Source organism: Kitasatospora sp. NPDC001225, assembly GCF_053597855.1.
The window spans coordinates 1-15606 of record NZ_JBSFJC010000090.1; the positions used below are offsets into that span (position 1 = coordinate 1).

15 protein-coding genes are annotated in these 15606 nt (G+C 73.8%); 1 reads left to right on the forward strand and 14 read right to left on the reverse strand.

Annotated features, from left to right (window positions below; genetic code table 11):
* From ACWDCZ_RS26725 to ACWDCZ_RS26740, 4 genes are all read right to left on the reverse strand, one after another.
* Positions 1-1692, reverse strand: a 1692-nt coding sequence (locus tag ACWDCZ_RS26725) for a chromosome segregation SMC family protein (protein WP_449817159.1), incomplete at its 3' end; no start/stop codon positions are given.
* A 154-nt stretch (positions 1693-1846) separates the two neighbouring features.
* Positions 1847-2050, reverse strand: a complete 204-nt coding sequence (locus ACWDCZ_RS26730; protein WP_045702518.1) for a hypothetical protein — start codon at positions 2048-2050, stop codon at positions 1847-1849.
* Positions 2051-2474: 424 nt separating this feature from the next.
* Positions 2475-2774, reverse strand: coding sequence for an acylphosphatase (locus tag ACWDCZ_RS26735; RefSeq protein WP_449817160.1), 300 nt, complete (start codon positions 2772-2774; stop codon positions 2475-2477).
* 137 nt (positions 2775-2911) lie between these two features.
* Positions 2912-4264 (reverse strand): hypothetical protein, encoded by a 1353-nt coding sequence (locus ACWDCZ_RS26740; RefSeq protein WP_074001512.1) that lies wholly within the window; start codon positions 4262-4264, stop codon positions 2912-2914.
* A 319-nt stretch (positions 4265-4583) separates the two neighbouring features.
* Between ACWDCZ_RS26740 and ACWDCZ_RS26745 the strand changes: the two genes are divergently transcribed.
* On the forward strand, positions 4584-5504 hold the full coding sequence (locus ACWDCZ_RS26745) for a DMT family protein (RefSeq protein WP_049653392.1): 921 nt from the start codon (positions 4584-4586) through the stop codon (positions 5502-5504).
* A gap of 6 nt (positions 5505-5510) precedes the next feature.
* Here ACWDCZ_RS26745 and mutM read toward each other — a convergent pair whose 3' ends face one another.
* From mutM to ACWDCZ_RS26795, 10 genes are all read right to left on the reverse strand, one after another.
* Positions 5511-6389, reverse strand: coding sequence for a bifunctional DNA-formamidopyrimidine glycosylase/DNA-(apurinic or apyrimidinic site) lyase (gene mutM / locus ACWDCZ_RS26750; protein ID WP_387830473.1), 879 nt, complete (start codon positions 6387-6389; stop codon positions 5511-5513).
* Positions 6390-6443: 54 nt separating this feature from the next.
* Positions 6444-7235 (reverse strand): ribonuclease III, encoded by a 792-nt coding sequence (gene rnc, locus ACWDCZ_RS26755; RefSeq protein WP_049653387.1) that lies wholly within the window; start codon positions 7233-7235, stop codon positions 6444-6446.
* Between the two features lie 20 nt (positions 7236-7255).
* The gene (rpmF, locus tag ACWDCZ_RS26760) at positions 7256-7429 is read right to left on the reverse strand and encodes a 50S ribosomal protein L32 (protein WP_030056747.1); all 174 of its coding nucleotides are present in this window, start codon (positions 7427-7429) and stop codon (positions 7256-7258) included.
* 2 nt (positions 7430-7431) lie between these two features.
* Positions 7432-8076 carry a YceD family protein gene (locus ACWDCZ_RS26765; RefSeq protein ID WP_049653386.1) on the reverse strand — a complete coding sequence of 215 codons (645 nt, stop codon included), beginning with the start codon at positions 8074-8076 and terminating at the stop codon, positions 7432-7434.
* A gap of 174 nt (positions 8077-8250) precedes the next feature.
* Positions 8251-9471, reverse strand: a complete 1221-nt coding sequence (locus ACWDCZ_RS26770; protein ID WP_049653383.1) for an ATP synthase F0 subunit B — start codon at positions 9469-9471, stop codon at positions 8251-8253.
* 187 nt (positions 9472-9658) lie between these two features.
* Positions 9659-10150: a pantetheine-phosphate adenylyltransferase gene (gene coaD / locus ACWDCZ_RS26775; RefSeq protein ID WP_049653382.1), complete on the reverse strand. Its 492-nt coding sequence runs from the start codon at positions 10148-10150 to the stop codon at positions 9659-9661.
* Between the two features lie 49 nt (positions 10151-10199).
* Positions 10200-10784 carry a 16S rRNA (guanine(966)-N(2))-methyltransferase RsmD gene (rsmD, locus tag ACWDCZ_RS26780; RefSeq protein ID WP_449817161.1) on the reverse strand — a complete coding sequence of 195 codons (585 nt, stop codon included), beginning with the start codon at positions 10782-10784 and terminating at the stop codon, positions 10200-10202.
* Positions 10785-10952: 168 nt separating this feature from the next.
* Positions 10953-11486, reverse strand: coding sequence for a hypothetical protein (locus ACWDCZ_RS26785; RefSeq protein ID WP_049653379.1), 534 nt, complete (start codon positions 11484-11486; stop codon positions 10953-10955).
* Between the two features lie 115 nt (positions 11487-11601).
* Positions 11602-13821 (reverse strand): ATP-dependent DNA helicase RecG, encoded by a 2220-nt coding sequence (gene recG / locus ACWDCZ_RS26790; RefSeq protein ID WP_074001511.1) that lies wholly within the window; start codon positions 13819-13821, stop codon positions 11602-11604.
* Positions 13822-13877: 56 nt separating this feature from the next.
* Positions 13878-15509, reverse strand: a complete 1632-nt coding sequence (locus ACWDCZ_RS26795) for a DAK2 domain-containing protein (protein ID WP_449817162.1) — start codon at positions 15507-15509, stop codon at positions 13878-13880.
* Positions 15510-15606 lie beyond the last annotated feature (97 nt).

Here is a 15606-nt window from a genome sequence, read left to right on the forward strand (position 1 = left end):
GGCGTCCTCGGCCCGCAGCAGCCGCAGGGCCCCGGCGGCGGTGGACGGCGAGTCGACGGCCACCGCGTCGGCCGCCGCACCGAGCGCGGCGGCGAGCGGCACCTCGTACCCCGGCTCGATCCGCAGCAGCGCGGCCGCCGGGCCGAGCAGCCCGCCCAGCCGCTCCCCCGCGTCCAGCAGCGCGCCGGTGCCGTCCTTGCGGCGCAGGCCGAGGGAGAGCGCCTCGTGCCGTGCGGTCAGCCCGGCCCGCTCGCGCTCGGCGGAGGCGGACGCCTCCCGGGCCGCGGCCAGCTCCCCTTCCACCGCGGCGAGGTGCTCGCGCGCCCGCCGGTACCGGGCCTCGGCCTGCTCGTCCTCCCCGGCCAGGCCGTCCACCTGCCGCTGGAGTTCGTCCAGCTCGCCCCGGGCGTCCTCGGCACGCAGCAGCGCCTCGTCCCTGGCCTCGGCGAGCCGGCCGATCTCGGCCTGCGCGGCGGCGGCCCTGGACCGGGCGGCGGCGGCCTGCCCCTGCAGCCTGGCCAGGCCCTCCCGGCGGTCGGCGATGGCCCGGGCGGCGTCCCGCAGCCGGCGCTCCTCGGCGGCCAGCTCCCGCTCCAGTCCGTCCTTGCGCTCGACCGCCTCGGCCAGCGCGTACCGCGCCTCCTCCAGCGCCTCGGTCAGCGCGGCCTCCTCCTCGCGGACCCGCGCGGCCTCCCGTTCCGTGTCCTCCGGGTCGCGCCCGCGCCGCTCCTCGCCCCGGCCCCCGGCGACGGCGTGCCGGGCGCGGGCCTCGGCCAGCCCGACGGTGCCGCGGGTGCGCTCGGCGAGCGCGGAGAGCCGGTACCAGGTCTGCCGGGCGGTCTCCAGTCCGGGGCCGAGCCGCTCGACCTGCGCCTCCAGGACGCGTTCGCGCTGCACCGCCCCGGCCAGCTCCTGCTCGACGGTGGTGCGGCGCAGCCGCAGCGCCAGTTCGTCCGCGACCTCGGCCTCGACGGCCCGGCGGAGCGCGCACAGGTCGTCGGCGAGCAGCCGCAGCCGGGCGTCGCGCAGGTCGGCCTGGATGCCGGCGGCCCGGCGGGCGATCCGGGCCTGCCGGCCGAGCGGTCCGAGCTGGCGGCGCAGTTCGGCCACCAGGTCCTGGACCCGGTTGAGGTTGGCCTGCATCGCGTCCAGCTTCCGCAGCGCCTTCTCCTTGCGCTTGCGGTGCTTGAGGACGCCGGCCGCCTCCTCGATGAAGGCGCGCCGGCCCATCGGGTCGGCGTGCAGCACGGAGTCCAGCTGGCCCTGCCCGACGATGACGTGCATCTCGCGGCCGATGCCGGAGTCGGAGAGCAGCTCCTGGATGTCCAGCAGGCGGCAGGTCTCACCGTTGAGGGCGTACTCGCTGCCGCCGTTGCGGAACATGGTCCGGGTGATGGTCACCTCGGAGTAGTCGATCGGCAGGGCGCCGTCGGTGTTGTCGATGGTGAGGCTGACCTCGGCCCGGCCGAGCGGGGCGCGCCCGCTGGTCCCGGCGAAGATGACGTCCTCCATCTTGCCGCCGCGCAGCGACTTGGCCCCCTGCTCGCCCATCACCCAGGACAGCGCGTCGACCACGTTCGACTTGCCGGAGCCGTTCGGGCCGACGACGCAGGTGATGCCGGGCTCGAAGCGCAGGGTGGTGCTGGAGGCGAAGGACTTGAACCCGCGCAGCGTCAGACTCTTCAGGTGCACGCGGCCGGTCCCCTCTATCGCTCAGACGGGAACCGACTGTATCCGGAGCCGGACACGACGAAGGGACGCCACATCAGGGCGTCCCTTGCAAGCTGCGTCCCTTTCGGGGCGGCTCGGTGCGCAACGGCGTCGATCTGCGAGGACCGGGCGGGACTCAGGTGAGAGCCGGCTCCCGCTGATCCAGATCGATGCTGTTGAGCAGCGAGTGCTCGTCAGCGACAGCGGTGAGAGCGTCGTTCTCAGCCTGCATCCGAAGGAGCTCCGCTTCAAGGTCCTGGACGCGCTGCTGAAGCCGTCGCATCTCGGAGAGCATTCGCGGGTCGGGGCCGCCGACGTACCCGAGAAGCGCCTTTGCCATGATGAATGGTCCTCCACGCTGAGTGACCGAACCGGAACGGTACAGGTCTAGGGGGAAGGGGGACGCACGCGCGGCGCGTCACCGGAAGTGCTGGCTGGGCACTGCGGCACAACCACCGTGAGCTGGGCTCACGGGGGCATGCGCCTACCGGGAGAACGCGGTCGTGTGCGCGGGCTTCCAGCGTCTCACCAAAGACGGAAAGGGTCAACACGATCACCGCACGCTACCGCGCCCCTGTCACCTGCCCGGCGGTGTCATCACGCCTGGGGGGCTTCGGGACGGGTCCACCGCGTGCTCGTGGATCATCGTTCGATGCGGAGTCAACCACGAGTCTGCCCGGATGGCAACCTCGTGACACCGCCGGTTCCGGATCTTTTCCCGGGAGCCCGCGCGGAGCCCCGCCGGCGGCCCGGCCCGGGGCGGCTCAGCGGATCTCGAAACCGTCGTAGCCAGGGCCGACGGCCGTCCAGATCTCGGTGACCCCGCTGACGTTCCCCGGGGTCCCCGGGCCGCGCAGCCGGGCCAGCAGCTGCTCGCAGTCGGCCGCGAGCCCCTCGGCCACCACCTGCACCCGGCCGTCGCCGAGGTTGCTGGCGTAGCCGCTCAGTCCGATCTCCAGCGCCCGTGCCCTGGTCCACCAGCGGAACCCGACCTGCTGGACCTTCCCCCGGACCCAGGCGGTCACCCGGACCGGTTCCTCACTGTGGGCGTCGCGACCGTGCATGCCCCGACCCTAGCCGTCCGCGCTCCCGGTCACAGCTCGGCCCCGGCCCGCCTCCGCGGACGACGCCCCCGCGCGAACGGGAGCGGCCCCGCCGGAGAACCGGCGGGGCCGCGGGAGCGTGCGGTCGGTCGAGCGGGTTACCAGTCCCCGCCGCCGAAGTCGCCGCCGCCACCACCGAAATCGCCACCGCCGCCGAACCCGCCGAAGTCGCCGCCGTTGAAGTCGCCGCCGGTGAAGTCACCGCCCTCGTGCTGGTCCTGGTAGCCGTGGCCACCGTCCATCATCGGCGCGGCCGCGTAGGCCGGGGAGCTCATCATCGAGCCGAGCATGGTGCCGACCAGCAGGCCCGGCAGCAGGCCGCCGCCACCGAAGCCGCCGAAGTAGCCGCCCGCCCAGGGCGCGTACGCCGGGCCGGCGTTCCAGTACGGCTGCGGGCCGTGCTCGGTGTCGACGGTGCGGATGGCCGGGTCGAGGCCGGCCGCGAGCCGGTCCGCGTCGGCCTGGCAGACCGGGACGGTGCGCGCGGCGCCGCCGGCCGGAGTCCAGTCGACGTCCTTGACGGACGGGCCGTGCCGCGGGTCCATGAAGCACGGGGGACGGCGCTCGGGCAGCGGCTTCTTCTCCCGCCGGGCGGCCAGGGTGGCCAGCGAGAAGCGGCCGTCCTCGATCGCCTCGGTGACCTGCTTGACGTCCTCGGGCTTCTTCGCCTCGTCCATCAGCCGCTTGGACTTCTCGTACGAGTCCAGGGCGTGGCTGTAGTCGGTGCGCTGGGCGTCGTCCGCGTCGGCCGCGGCCGGGCTGAAGTCGAGCCGCTCCAGCTCCACGCCGAAGGCGGTGATGTCCTCGTCCACCACCCGGCGCAGCTGCTCCAGCTCGGCCCGGGCCTGCGCCTCCTTGCGCTGCTTGGCGCGGCGGAACAGGAGGAAGACGCCGGCGCCGGCCAGCGCGACCAGCACCACCGGGATGACCACCCAGGCGATCGAGGTGCTGTGGTTGACCCCGGTGCCCTTGGTCTGCGGGGCGGCCTGGTCGACGAAGTCGTTCAGGGTGGCGTCGATGTCGCCGTTGTGGGAGCGGAAGGCCGCGCCGGAGATCCGCTCCGGGACGCCGGCGGCGAGCGCGCCGCGGTCCGCGCGGGCGGTGAACTGGTCGCCGCGCCAGACCGCGTAGACGCCGTCGACGCCGACCGTGGTGCGGAGGTCCTTGAAGACCGTCGCCTTGGCGAAGGCCGGCGAGTCGGGGACGACCGCGACGAAGATCGGCTTGTCGGCCTTGTCGATCTTCTTGGTCAGGGCGTCGGCCTGGGCCTGGCTGAAGCGGCTGGTCATGGCCGGGTCGACGTAGACCTGGCCCTTCTTCAGGGCGGCGGTGGCGTCGCTCAGGCCGCCGGCCGCCGAGGCCGCGGGTGCCAGCAGGAGCAGCAGCCCGAGCAGCGCCGCCACCAGGGCTAGCGGCCCGGCGCCCCGGGAACGTCGTGCAAGGGTTCTCATGCCCCCGACGCTACCGTGACCGGCCCCTGAGCACGCCATACCCTTCGCATACTGGTACTGACAAGACTCCCCGCCGACCGCCGGGGCCGCCCCCTCCTCGGGGATGATGTTTCCCCCGGTCACCCCTGAGTCGGGGCCCGCGCGGGAACCGCGGGAGGCCGCCGAACGTACGTCCCGGCAGGCCCGGCCCCGCTCCGGGGCACTCCGGGGGGCGTGCCGACCGTACCGTGCGGGCGGGCATAGTGGTCCCGGACCACCGGTCCCATTGCCCTTTCTTTACCCAGACCGTTCTCGACCCACCTCCCGATCGGAGTTCTCGGTGATCATCGGCCTCGTCACCGCCGTGGCGGCATCCGCCTGCTACGGCACCGGCTCGGTCCTCCAGGCTGTCGGATCCCGCCGCTCCGCCCGGGAGGAGGCGGCCAAGGGCGCCACCAGCTCGACCACCGAGCACGGCGGCCCGAGCCTGTCCTCGACCGCGAAGGCCGCCGTCACCTGGGAGTTCATCCTCGGCACGGTGCTCGACCTGATCGGCTTCGGGCTCGGCGCGCTGGCCGCCCGGCTGCTGCCGCTGTTCCTCTCCCAGACCATCATCAGCGCCAACCTGGTGATCACCGCGGTGCTCAGCATCAAGCTGCTGGGCATCCGGCTCAAGCAGCTGGAGTGGGCCTCGATCGCCGTGCTCTGCTCGGCGCTGGTGCTGCTGGCCGTCTCGGCCGGGCCGGAGGGCGGCCACCACACCGCGATGGCCTTCCACTGGTGGCTGCTGATCGTCACCACCGTGCTGCTGGTCGGCGGCAGCCTGCTGGTGCGGCGGATGGGCGCCAACGGCGCGATCGTCGCCGGCCTGCTCTCCGGCCTCGGCTTCGGCGCCCTGGGCGTCGGGGTGCGCATCCTCAACGGCATCGAGCCGTTCGCGCTCGGCGAGCTGCTCTCCGACCCGGCGCTGTACGCGGTCCTGGTCGGCGGCATCGGCGGCATGTACATCCACACCGTGGCGCTCCAGATCGGCTCGGTGAACGGCGCGACCGCCGCGCTGGTGGTCGGCGAGACGGTGCTGCCCGGCGCGGTCGGCGTGCTCTGGCTCGGCGACTCCTCCAAGGCCGGCCTGGGCTGGCTCGGCGTGATCGGCTTCCTGCTGGCGGTGGTCGCCGCGGTCGGGGTCGCCTACTTCGGCCAGGACACCCACGGCACGCCCGGGGAACCGGCCGCCGACGAACCCGAACTCGCCCGGAAGTAGCCCGCCTCAGCCCTCGCTGCGGGCGCGCGGCACGCGCTGGCAGCGGGGGCAGAAGTAGCTGGAGCGGTTCATCCAGGCCGCCCGCCGGATCGGGGTGCCGCAGCGGCGGCAGGGCTCCTGCTCGCGGCCGTAGGCGTCGAGGTCCCGGGAGAAGTAGCCGCTCTCGCCGTTCACGTTGACGTAGAGGCTGTCGAAGCTGGTGCCGCCGACGGCGAGCGCCGCGCTCATCACGTCCCGGGCGTTGGCCAGCAGCAGCAGGGCCTGCGGGCGGGTGAGCGTCGCGGTCGGGCGGTCGTAGTGCAGCCTGGAGCGCCACAGCGCCTCGTCGGCGTAGATGTTGCCGACGCCGCTGATCAGGGTCTGGTCGAGCAGGGCGCGCTTGACGGTGGTCCGCTTGGCGCGCAGCGCGGCCACGAAGGCGGCGTCGTCGAAGCGCGGGTCGAGCGGGTCGCGGGCGATGTGCGCGATCGAGACCGGGGTGCCCTCCGGGTCCCCGTCCTCGGCCTCCTCGACCGCCAGGCCGCCGAAGGTCCGCTGGTCGACGAAGCGCAGTTCGCGCCCGCCGTCGGCGAAGCGCAGCCGGACCCGCAGGTGGGTCTCGTCGGGTACGGACGGGTCCTGGACGAGGAGTTGGCCGCTCATCCCGAGGTGGCCGATCAGCGAGAACCCCGCCCCGGTGCCGGCCAGCGGCACCCACAGGTACTTGCCGCGCCGCTGCGCGGTGCCGAGGGTGGTGCCGGTCAGCCGGGCGGTGAAGTCCGCCGCGCCGGCCGGCTGGCGGCGCACCGCGCGCGGGTGCAGCACCTGGACGTCGGCGACCGTCCGTCCGGCCACCCAGGTGGCCAGACCACGGCGGACGACCTCGACCTCGGGAAGTTCGGGCACGGGAACACGCCTCCTGCTCGGTACGGATCAGCAGGAGTGAAGGCTACTGCGGGATCACGCGCCGGCGGGCAGCCGGTCGGCGTACTTCTCCTTGATCGCGCGCCAGGCGCTCTCGGCGGCCTTCTGCTCGGCTTCCTTCTTCGAGCGGCCGACGCCGCTGCCGAAGTCCTCGCCGGCCACCCGGGCCGCCGCGGTGAAGGTCTTCTCGTGGTCCGGACCGGACTCCATGACCACGTACTCCGGCACTCCGATGCCCACCGAGGCGGTGAGCTCCTGGAGGCTGGTCTTCCAGTCCAGGCCGGCGCCGAGCTGAGAGGACTCCTCGATCAGCGGGTCGAACAGCCGGTGGACGAACTCGGTGGCCGCGTCCAGTCCCTGGTCCAGGTAGATGGCGCCGATCACGGCCTCGACGGTGTCGGCGAGGATCGACGACTTGTCGCGGCCGCCGGTACCCTCCTCGCCCTTGCCGAGGCGGATGAACGTGCCGAGCTCCAGGCCGCGGCCGACGTCCGCGAGCGCGCGGGAGTTGACCACCGCGGCGCGCAGCTTGGCGAGCGTGCCCTCCGGGACGTCCGGGTGGACGCGGTAGAGGGTGTCGGTCACCACGAGGCCCAGCACCGAGTCGCCGAGGAACTCCAGGCGCTCGTTGGTGGGCAGCCCACCGTTCTCGTACGCGTACGAGCGGTGGGTCAGGGCACGTACCAGAAGGGCGCGCTCGAGCGTGTACCCGAGGCGCCCTTCCAGAACGTCGTATTCGGTCGAAGCCGGCCCGCCGGCCTTGCCGCCGCCCGAAGAGGAACCCTTCGGGGCGATGGTCGCCTTGCGGGTGGAGTTACCGTCCGACATCGATCCGTACACCCCGCCGATCAGACCGAGAGGACCTGGCGACGGTTGTACGTGCCGCAGCTCGGGCACGCGATGTGGCCCAGCTTCGGCTCGTGGCAGCGGTCGCACGCCACGAGGGCCGGAACAACGGCCTTCCAGTTGGACCGACGGTGGCGCGTGTTGCTGCGCGACATCTTCCGCTTCGGAACAGCCACGGCTACTTCTCCTGGTTCTCGGCGAGACCCTCACGGGTGTCGCTGTTCTTAGATCCGTCACCCTCGTCGCCGGGGGCGGCGGAGAGTCCCTGCAGAGCCGCCCACCGGGGGTCGGCGGCATCGTGGTGGTGCGCCGGGTCGTCGCTCAGGCGCGCTCCGCATTCGGAGCACAGGCCCAGGCAGTCTTCCTGGCACACCGGCTGCAGCGGCAGTGCGAGCACCACCGCGTCACGCAGCACCGGCCGGAGGTCGAAGAAGTCGCCCTCCAGACGGTAAGTCTCTTCTTCCGAGTCCTCGTCGAGGTCCTCGGTCCCGGTGGTCCGGGCGCGGTGGCGCTCGTCGGACTCCGGGTAGTAGTACAGCTCCTGGAAGTCCACGTCGATGTCGAACTCGACGGGCTCCAGGCAGCGGACGCACTCGCCCTCGACGCCCGCCTCGGCCGTGCCGGTGACCAGCACGCCCTCGACCACGGACTCCAGGCGGAGGTCCAGCTCGATCGGGCTCTTCTCCGGCACGCCGATCACGTCGATGATCCCGAAGCCCTCGGGGGCCTCCAGGGTCCGGCTCACCTTGCGCATCGAGCCCGGGCGACGACCGAGCTCGTGCGTGTCGAACACGAGGGGGTCGCGGTGGTCGAGGCGGTTCACGGTGTCCTGACTTCCATGGGGGGTTCTTCGATTGCGTCTCCGTCCGGTCGGCGTTGCGCGGGCAAGCCAACAGCCGGACATGGAGAGGCCGGAGTGGTCAGACTACCGGAGTCTCCCGTCAGGCCCAACTTCGGTCCCGTCAGGAGACTCCCGCACCGCCGTGGCGGGGCCGGTTCAGCGGCCGCCGAGCTCCCGCAGCCTGGTCATGTCGATCATGCTGGTGTCGAAGAAGCTGGTCTCGTCCAGACCCTGACCCTGGGCCTGTCCGTGGCCCTGCGCCTGCCCGTGGCCCTGGGCCTGCCCGTGCCCCTGCTGCTGGTGCGGCACGGCCGGCGGGAGGGCGGGCTGCTGGGGGTAGGCGTAGTCGTCGTACGGCTGCGCGGCGTAGCCCGGCTGCTGCTGGGGATAGCCGTAGCCCTCCTGCCGCTGGTCCGGGTAGCCCTGCTGCTGGTAGCCGCCCTGCTGCTGGCCCCACTGGGTGTTGTACGGGTCCCCCTGGCCGGCCGGGTCGTAGCCGCCGCCGTACACCTCGGCGTACTGCCCGCCGGGCTGCTGGGCCGCCGCGTACTGGTCGGTGCCGGGGGCCTGCCAGCCGGCCGCGGCCGGGGTCTGCTCCGGCCAGGTCTGCTGCTGCGGGACGTCCTCGCGGTACCAGGCGATGTCCCCGCCGTCGGGGTCGTGGGCGAAGCCCGCGGCCACGGCCTCGGCGCGTTCCTTGGCCTCCTGGGCCTGGTCGGCGGCGGCCAGGTAGGCGCCCAGCTCGTCGATGGGCCGCTTGCCGAGCAGCTTGTCCCGGCCCTTGCCGACCGCCTCCAGGGTGGCGCCGAGCACGTTCTCCAGGGTGGCGAGCTTCACATCGACGTACTCGTCGACCTCGGGGCTCGGGCTGATCCGCTGCGGGCGGAACTCCTCGCCGTCGCTCTCGCCCTCGGGCTCGGCCTCGAAGACGCTGGAGTCGCCGCGCAGCTTGGTGCGGCCGCGGCCGACGGCGCCGAGCGTCTTGGTGAGCACGACCTCGAAGTTGGCGAGCTTGCTGTCCACGTAGTCGTCGGCCTCGGCCAGCTTGGCGTCGACCTCGGCACGCGCCTCGGCGAGGATCCGGTCGGCCTGCGCCTGGGCCTGGCGGACCACCTCGGTGTCCGAGATCAGCGAGCCGCGCTCGGCGTGCGCGCCCTGGATGATCAGGTCCGCCTCGGCCTGGGCGCCGGCCACCACCTGCTCGTGGTCGGCCATCACCGACTGGGCCTGGGCGAGTTCGGCGGGCAGGGCCGACCTGAGGTCGTTGAGCAGGCCGATCAGCTCGGCCCGGTTCACCACGCAGGAGGCCGACATCGGCATCGAGCGGGCGTTCTCGACCGCCGCCACGATCTCGTCGACCTTGTTCTGCACGTCCACGGGGCTTCGTCTTTCCGTGTGCCGCCGACGGTCCGGCGGAGGCAGGCCCGATGCGGTGAACCTCACCGCGGGGCAGGGATACAGACTGTACGGCCACTGCCCAGCGGGGTCACAACGCCTGAGCCGAACCGGTCTCCGGGCAAACGGACATGACGTGACGAACCGGCAGGAACCGACAGGCAGTGGACTACTGCGCCGCCTTGCGCTCCGCGATCCGCTCGACCAGCCGGCCGTGCACCGTCTCCGGCAGCAGGTGCGAGACGTCGCCCCCGTACGAGGCGACCTCCTTGACCAGCGTCGAGGAGAGGAAGCTGTACGTCGGCGAGGTCGGCACGAACAGCGTCTCCACCCCGGTCAGGCCGTGGTTCATCTGGGCCATCTGGAGCTCGTAGTCGAAGTCGCTGACCGCGCGCAGGCCCTTGATGATCGCGGGGATGCCGCGCTCCCGGCAGTAGTCCACCAGCAGGCCGTGGTGCGACTCGACCACCACGTTCCCGAAGCCGGCGGTGACCTCCTCGATCAGGCCGATCCGCTCCTCGACGGTGAACATGCCCTGCTTGTTCCGGTTGATCAGGACCGCGACATGCACCACGTCGTACAGCTTCGAGGCCCGCTCGATGATGTCGAGGTGGCCGTTGGTGATCGGGTCGAACGAACCGGGACAGACGGCTCGGCGCATGGCGTGTGTGCTCCCTCGTGGGGTGACGGCTGCTGCGGGCCGCGGCCCGCTACTCCTGCTCGCCGGCCGCGGCGGCGGCGCGACCGTACCAGAGCGTGCCCTCGCCGTAACGGCGGGAGCGCAGCTCCTCGAAACCCTCGGGCCAGACGAACGCGCCGCCGCGGGTGCTGCGCTCCACGGTGACGAGCGTGTCCTCCGCGAGCCAGCCCCCGGCCAGGAGTGTGATCAGCATCTCGCGGACCTCCTCGTCGGTGACCGCGTACGGCGGGTCGAGGAAGACCAGGTCGTACGGGCTCTGCGGGGGCGGGCCGACGATCACCTTCTCCGCCTTGGCGGCCCGCACCTCGGCCCCCGGCAGGCCGATCGTCCGGACGTTCTCCCGGATCACCCGGGCCGCCTGGGCGTCCGCCTCGACCAGCAGGACGTGCTCGGCGCCGCGGGACAGCGCCTCCAGCCCGACCGCGCCCGATCCGCCGAACAGGTCCAGCATCCGGACCCCGTGCAGGGTGCCGCGCAGCGCCTCCAGGGTGGAGAACATCGCCTCACGGGCCTTGTCGGAGGTCGGGCGGGTGCCCCGGCCGGGCGGTACGGCCAGCCGGCGGCCGCCGGCCGCCCCGGCGATCACGCGGGTCATGGTGGTGGGAGGTCCTTTCGTCGCTGCCCGACCACGCTATCCCGATCACCGCACCGCGCTCACGCCGGACGGGCCCTGTGCCCGTGCCGGACGGGCGCGCGCCCACGCCGGACGGCCGCGGCCCGGCGGGGAATCCCCCCACCGGGCCGCGGCCGCGCACTCGGGTGGTCAGCTCGCCTCGGAGCCCGCCGACTGGGCCGGGACGCTCGCGCCGAGCAGGGCCGGCGAGGCGTAGCGGGACCAGGACAGGCAGCCGTCGGGCGGGCAGAACTCGGGGCGGCGCGGGTCGTGCCCGAGCTCGCGCAGCTTGGTCCGGACGGAGTCGGGGGTGCGGCCGAAGCGGGCGGCGATCCGGGCGACGGTCTCGCCGTCGTGGAAGCGCCGGACCAGCTCCTCCTCGTGCTGCGGCACCCAGGGGGCGCCGTGGCCGGGGTACAGCTCGCGCAGCACGTCGCGGTCGGGGATGGGCTCGGAGACGTCGGCGACGATCGCCAGCGCCCGCAGCGCGCGGTTGAGCGCGATCCGCAGCGAGGCGACGTCCTCGACCGGCAGGCGGAGCTTGCCCGAGGCGAGCGGTGCGGCGGCCGCCCCCTCGCGCCAGCCGGTCAGGGTGAGGGTGACCTCGCGGTCGTCGTCGCTGGCGAGTTCGATCCGGAAGACCTTGTCGCCCAGCGGGAGCTCGTTGAGATGACGGAATGCCATGGCTTGACCCCCAAGTGTCGTGCCAGGAACGCACCTTGGGGGTGCGCCCTGAACACCTTCATTCTCTCCCGGGGGTCTGACAATTCCGGGGCCGCGCGGCTCGTCCGGAGGCGGCTCAGCCCTTCTCCATGTAGGCCGCGCGGTCCTCGTCGAGCAGGCTCTCCAGCGCGGTGCGCAGCTCCGGGTGGGCGGCCAGGTCCGGGTCCTCGGCGACCAGCCGGGTGGCCTCGGTGCGGGCGGTGAGGATGACCTCCTCGTCCTCCAGCACCGAGAGCACCTTGAGCGAGGACTTCACCCCGGACTGGGCCTGGCCCAGTACGTCGCCCTCGCGGCGCTGTTCGAGGTCGATCCGGGACAGCTCGAAGCCGTCCAGGGTGCCCGCCACCGCGTCCAGCCGGGCCCGCGCGGCGCTGCCCGCGGGCATCTCGCTGACCAGCAGGCACAGGCCCGGTGCGCTGCCGCGGCCGACCCGGCCGCGCAGCTGGTGCAGCTGGGAGACGCCGAAGCGGTCGGCGTCCATGATGACCATCGCGGTGGAGTTGGGGACGTTGACGCCGACCTCGATCACCGTGGTGGCGACCAGCACGTCCACCTCGCCGGCCGTGAAGCGGCGCATCACCTCGTCCTTGGCCTCCGGCGCGAGCCGGCCGTGCAGGATCTCCACCCGCAGGCCGCTCAGCGGGCCCTTCGCCAGCTTCTCGGCCGTCTCCACCACCGAGAGCGGCGGCCGCCGTTCGTCGCTCTCCGCGCCCGCGTCGGCGACCTCCTCGAAGCCGTCCTCGGCGGCCTTGCGCTTCTTCCTCTTCGGGTCGGCCGCCGGCTCCTCGTCCCCGATCCGGGGGCAGACCACGTACGCCTGGTGGCCCTTGGCGACCTCCTCGCGGACCCGCTCCCAGGCCCGGGTGAGGAAGTTGGGCTTCTCCAGCGCCGGGACGACGTGGGTGGAGATCGGCGAGCGGCCGGCCGGCAGCTGGTCCAGGACGGAGGTCTCCAGGTCCCCGAAGACCGTCATCGCGACGGTGCGAGGGATCGGGGTGGCGGTCATCACCAGCAGGTGCGGCGGCTGCTCGCCCTTGGCCCGCAGCGCGTCCCGCTGCTCGACGCCGAAGCGGTGCTGCTCGTCCACCACGACCAGGCCGAGGTCCTGGAACTGCACCTTGTCCTCGATCAGCGCATGGGTGCCGATGGCGATCCCGGCGTCCCCGCAGGCCATGTCGAGCAGCGCCTGGCGGCGGGCCGGGACGCCCATCGAGCCGGTCAGCAGCACCACCCGGGTGCCGAGGTCGGAGCCGCCGAGCATGCCGCCCTCGGCGAGGTCCCCCATCATCTCGACGACCGAGCGGTGGTGCTGCTGGGCGAGCACCTCGGTGGGCGCCAGCAGCACCGCCTGGCCGCCCGCGTCCACCACGGCGAGCATGGCGCGCAGCGCGACCAGGGTCTTGCCGGAGCCGACCTCGCCCTGGAGGAGGCGGTGCATCGGGTGGTCGGTGGCGAGGTCGGCGGCGATCTCGGCGGAGACCTTCCGCTGCCCCTCGGTGAGGGTGAACGGCAGCCGGGCGTCGAAGGCGTCCAGCAGGCCGCCCTCGCGGGCCGCGCGCGGCTTGGCGGGCAGGGCGGAGTCGGCGGCCCGGCGCTGCGCGAGGGCGACCTGGAGCACGAAGGCCTCGTCCCAGCGCAGCCGGCTCTGGGCGCGCTCGCGGTCGGCGTGGCCGCGCGGACGGTGGATCAGCTCCAGCGCCTCGGGCAGCGGGATCAGGTCGTGCCGCTCGCGCAGTTCGGCGGGCAGCGGCTCGCCGACGTCGCCGAGGTGCTTGGTGAGTGCCGTCTCGACGCAGATCGACAGCTTCCAGCTGGGCATCTGCGCGCTGGCGCCGTACACCGGGATGAGCCGGCCGGCGAACTGCCGCGCGGCGTCGGAGCCGGCGTCCTCGTCGAGCAGCTGGTAGTCCGGCGAGACCAGCTGGCGGGTCCGGTTGAAGACCCCGACCTTGCCCGCGAACAGGCCCTGGGCGCCGGCCCTGAGCTCCTTCTGCCGCCAGCCCTGGTTGAAGAAGACCAGCGAGAGCCGGCTGCGGCCGTCGGTGACGACCACCTCCAGCCGGTCGCCCTTGCGGCCGCGGAACGGGATCAGGGTGACCTTCTCGATCCGGGCCAGCACGGTGACGTGCTCGTCGACCTCCAGCTCGTCCAGGCTGGTGAGCTGGCCGCGCTCGACGTAGCGGCGCGGGTAGTGGTGCAGCAGGTCCCCGACCGTGCGCAGCTTGAGGCTGTCGGCGAGCACCTTCGCGGTGCGGTCGCCGACGAGCTTGGTCAGTGGTTCATCGAGAGCGCCCATCAGCGCCTTGTTTACACCACCGGGCCGACAAACCGGGCCAAGGGCGGCCCCCGCCCCTACTCCACCCCGATGAGCAGCGGTGCCGGTTCCTGCCCGCCGTGGAAGACCACCGCGTCCACCTCGGGCCGGCGGTGCCGGACGTGGGCGACCAGCCGGTGGGCGAGCGCCTCGTCGGTGCCGCCGCCGAGGACCAGGGTGACGAGTTCGCCGCCGGCCCCGAGCATCCGGTCCAGCACGCTCTCGCCGACCTCGGCCAGCCCGGCGCCGATCACCGCGACGTCGCCGTCGATCAGCCCGAGCACGTCCCCGGCCTGGCAGACCCCCGCCATCGTCCAGGACTCCCCCTCGGCGACGGCCAGCTCCGCGTAGCGGGTGGCGCCGGCGGCGGAGGTCATGGCGACGACGTCCTCGTCGAAGCGGCGGCCGCCCTCGTGCACCGCGAGCGCGGCCAGCCCCTGCACCGGCGAGCGGGTGGGCAGGACGGCGATCCGCACCCCCTCCTCGCGCAGCTGGTCGGCGGCGGCCCCGGCGGCGGCGCGCAGCTCGGGGTCGTTGAGCAGCAGGACGACCTCGCGGGCGGCCGAGCGGCGCACCGCGTCGGCGAGCTCGGCGCTGGCCGGCGGGCGGTCCGGGTCGGCGTGCAGGACGACGGCGCCGGCCTGCTCGCAGAGCTCGGCCAGGCCCCCGCCGGAGACCACCGAGAGCACCGCGCGGGCCCGTTCCTCGCGTTCGCCGCGCTCGGCGGCGGTGCCGGAGCGGGCGGCGGCCTCGGCGAAGTGGGTGATCCGGATCTGGTGCGGGCGCCCGGCGCCGACCCCGGCCTCCACGGCGGCGCCCGCGTCGTCCACGTGGACGTGCACGTTCCACAGGCCGTCGCCGCCGCCGATCACCAGCGAGTCGCCGAGCCCGCCGAGCCGCTCGCGCAGCGCGGGCAGCGCCTCGTCGGGGGCGTCCAGCAGGTAGATGACCTCGAAGGCGGGGTGGCCGGGGCCGGGCGGCCGCAGGTGCGTCTCGCAGCTCTCCACGGCCCGGACGTCCCCGCGCAGCGCGACCGGCCCCATCGGCTGCTGCCCGGCGACGGCGTCGGCGAGCGCGCCGAGGACGGCCACCAGGCCGCGCCCGCCGGCGTCCACCACCCCGTTCTCGGCCAGGACGGCGAGCTGCTCGGGGGTGTGCCGCAGCGCGTCCCGGGCGGCCCGGTAGGCGGTGTCGGCGACCTGGGCGAGCCCGTCCCCGGCCCGGTGGGCCTCCCGGGCGGCGACCCGGGCGACGGTCAGCAGGGTGCCCTCGACGGGCTCCGCGACGGCCTGGTAGGCGGAGTCGGCGGCCCGCTGCAGGGCGGCCCGCAGCTGTTCGGCGCCGCCGCCCTCGGCGAGCGTCTCGGCGGTGCCGCGCAGCCACTGGGCGAGGATCACCCCGGAGTTGCCCCGGGCGCCGACCAGCGCGCCGCGGGCCATCGCCCGGACCGTCTCGGCCAGCCCGGGGGCCAGGTCGGCGGCGGGGTCGGCGAAGCGGCTCTCCACCTCGGCGGCGGCGGACTCGACGGTCAGGTAGAGGTTGGTGCCGGTGTCGCCGTCCGGGACGGGGTAGACGTTGAGCGCGTCGATCTCCTCGCGGGCCTGGCCGAGCGCGCGCAGGGCGAGCTGGCACCAGGTGCGCACGGCCGGGGCGTCGAGCGTGTGCAGCACCAGGTCTCCTCCGGACGGGACGCCGCGGCGGCCCGGGGCGGTGACGCGGGCCGGGCGGCGGCAAGGGGTGATACCGGCAGGTTATCGGGGGGCGGGG